The sequence below is a fragment of the Shigella sp. FC1567 genome (assembly GCF_001743015.1).
GTDB lineage: Bacteria > Pseudomonadota > Gammaproteobacteria > Enterobacterales > Enterobacteriaceae > Escherichia > Escherichia coli.
This window is the reverse complement of the sequence record NZ_MIIV01000219.1, coordinates 1-2,166: the sequence shown is the minus strand read 5'-3', so window position 1 is coordinate 2,166 and position 2,166 is coordinate 1. Positions and strand designations below refer to the sequence as shown.

The window sequence follows — 2,166 nt, the reverse complement described above, 5'->3', positions numbered from 1 at the left end:
GCCATTCATGGCCATATCAATGATTTTCTGGTGCGTACCGGGCTGAGAGGCGGTGTAAGTGAACTGTAGTTGCCATGTTTTACGGCAATGAGAGCAGAGATAGCGCTGATGTCCGGCAGTGCTTTTGCCGTTACGCACCACGCCTTCAGTAGCGGAGCAGGAAGGACATCTGATGGAAATGGAAGCCACGCAAGCACCTTAAAATCACCATCATACACTAAATCAGTAAGTTGGCAGCATTACCAACCTCTTGTTAGTTGTGAGACTGCGTAGTGTGCACGATCGGTTTTACCACTTCAATCTGGTCTGTCCTTTGGCTGTGATATGTACAGAGTGTGATAGAGGGATTACCTGAATTCTCCCGGTGAGCATTTTGCAACGGATCAGCTCCGGTACAAATGCTGTTGTGGGTTCAGATTATAACATTCTGTCTAAGGGGCGGGATAAAGGTGAAATTAGGGGGCATGAAAGATGACTTTATAACCTTGCTCACCCCAGTGTTGTAAAAGTTCGTTTTGCCTTCTCGTTGGTGCCATGCCTGTCCAGACAATCAATGTTTGCGTCGGGAACAGTTCCGGGCGCGGCGATTCAATGGGATCAGCAAGAACAGAAATGTGCCATCCTGACAATGATAAACGCCATGCTTCCAGCCACAATCGTGCTCTCTCTTCAACATTCCACGCCATCAGAATGGCTTCTTTACCGGGCTTACGGCGCATTTCGAAAAGCGAGGTTGCTGCGTATTCAATTAATGCGCCGTCAAACATACTGCTCATAATGCGGGAGGTGTTGTGATCAAGCACGAGACGCTGGCGAACAGGAAGGTAAACATGATTAATCAATTGATCTACTGGGTACTCTCGACCCAGTGAAATAATTCTCGCGCGTAGTTTGGCAGGATTAGCCATGCGAAGAATTGACATCATCTCTTCTTGCAGGCGGCTCCAGTCATCTTCCGTATCCTGGCTGGTGGTTTCCAGTAATGCTTTAACTTTGCCTACAGGGACGCCATTACTTATCCAACGCTTGATCTCTTCGATGCGTTGTATGTCTTCTTCATCAAAGAGTCGGTGTCCGCCTTCACTGCGCTGTGGTTTTAACAAACCGTAGCGGCGTTGCCAGGCCCGGAGAGTGACAGGATTAATCCCGCAACGTTCAGCAACATCACCAATGCTGTAATAAGCCACAATTCCTCCTTGCGGTCACAAATCTCCGTCGCCTGTACACGACCCAATAATACTTTGTACAATATACGCTAAAATTGTACAAAGTATAAATAAGATTTCAGCTAAATTGGATGAAACATTATTTTTAATGTGGATTAAATTTAAACGTAACGTATTCATTTTCACGATGATTTACTGAAATCATGTGAAAGAATGTGCTGAAAATTATTTTTTCTCTGGCCACGCTATGGAAGGGATACCATTCAATTTAGCTTTAGCAAACAGATCTCCCTGAAACATCTCAATTCCTGCGGATTCAAGCCACATCCACTCTTCTGGTGTTGCCACGCCCATAGCACTGACTTGAATTTCAAGTGATGTACAGCATTTTATGATCGCCTGAATAATTGCCTGCCGTGGCCCACTTTTATGAACATTGGTAATCAATTCCTGACTGATTTTAATTCTGTCAGGCTGGAAGCGTGACAGGAGTAACAAACCAGCAAAACCTGCGCCAAAATGATCAATTGCTACACTGATACCAGCAGCCTTTAGCGATTTAATCGCTTCGGCAAACTCATCAAACCGAGATATGACTTCACTTTCAGTAAATTCAACGATGATTTGTTCAGGCACCAGTGAACCGCCCCGGGAATCCTGGAGACTAAACTCCCTGAGAAAGAGGTAAACAGGATGACTAAAAATACTCGTTTTTCCCCCGAAGTCCGTCAGAGGGCGATTCGTATGGTTCTGGAAAGTCAGGGCGAATATGACTCACAGTGGGCGGCAATTTGTTCCATTGCCCCAAAGATTGGCTGTACACCGGAGACTCTGCGTGTCTGGGTACGCCAGCATGAGCGGGATACCGGAGGCGGTGATGGCGGGCTCACCACCGCTGAACGTCAGCGTCTGAAAGAGCTGGAACGTGAAAATCGTGAACTGCGCCGCAGTAACGATATCCTTCGCCAGGCTTCCGCTTATTTTGCGAAGGCGGAGTTCG

3 protein-coding genes and 1 pseudogene are annotated in these 2,166 nt (G+C 46.7%); 1 reads left to right on the top strand and 3 read right to left on the bottom strand.

The window, feature by feature from the left end:
• From BHE85_RS13470 to bluF, 3 genes and pseudogenes are all read right to left on the bottom strand, one after another.
• On the bottom strand, positions 1–189 hold a 189-nt coding region (locus BHE85_RS13470), incomplete at its 3' end, for an IS1 family transposase (protein ID WP_047204290.1).
• Between the two features lie 266 nt (positions 190–455).
• A complete protein-coding gene (gene bluR / locus BHE85_RS13465) occupies positions 456–1,187 on the bottom strand; it encodes a DNA-binding transcriptional repressor BluR (RefSeq protein ID WP_000332303.1) in 732 nt (243 codons plus the stop codon).
• Between the two features lie 204 nt (positions 1,188–1,391).
• Positions 1,392–1,808: pseudogene (gene bluF / locus BHE85_RS13460) on the bottom strand (blue light-responsive regulator BluF); the annotation flags it as partial.
• A 51-nt stretch (positions 1,809–1,859) separates the two neighbouring features.
• On the opposite strand from bluF, the gene BHE85_RS13455 reads away from it, so the two are divergent.
• Positions 1,860–2,166 (top strand): transposase (locus tag BHE85_RS13455; protein WP_032219445.1); only part of this gene is annotated, 307 nt, incomplete at its 3' end.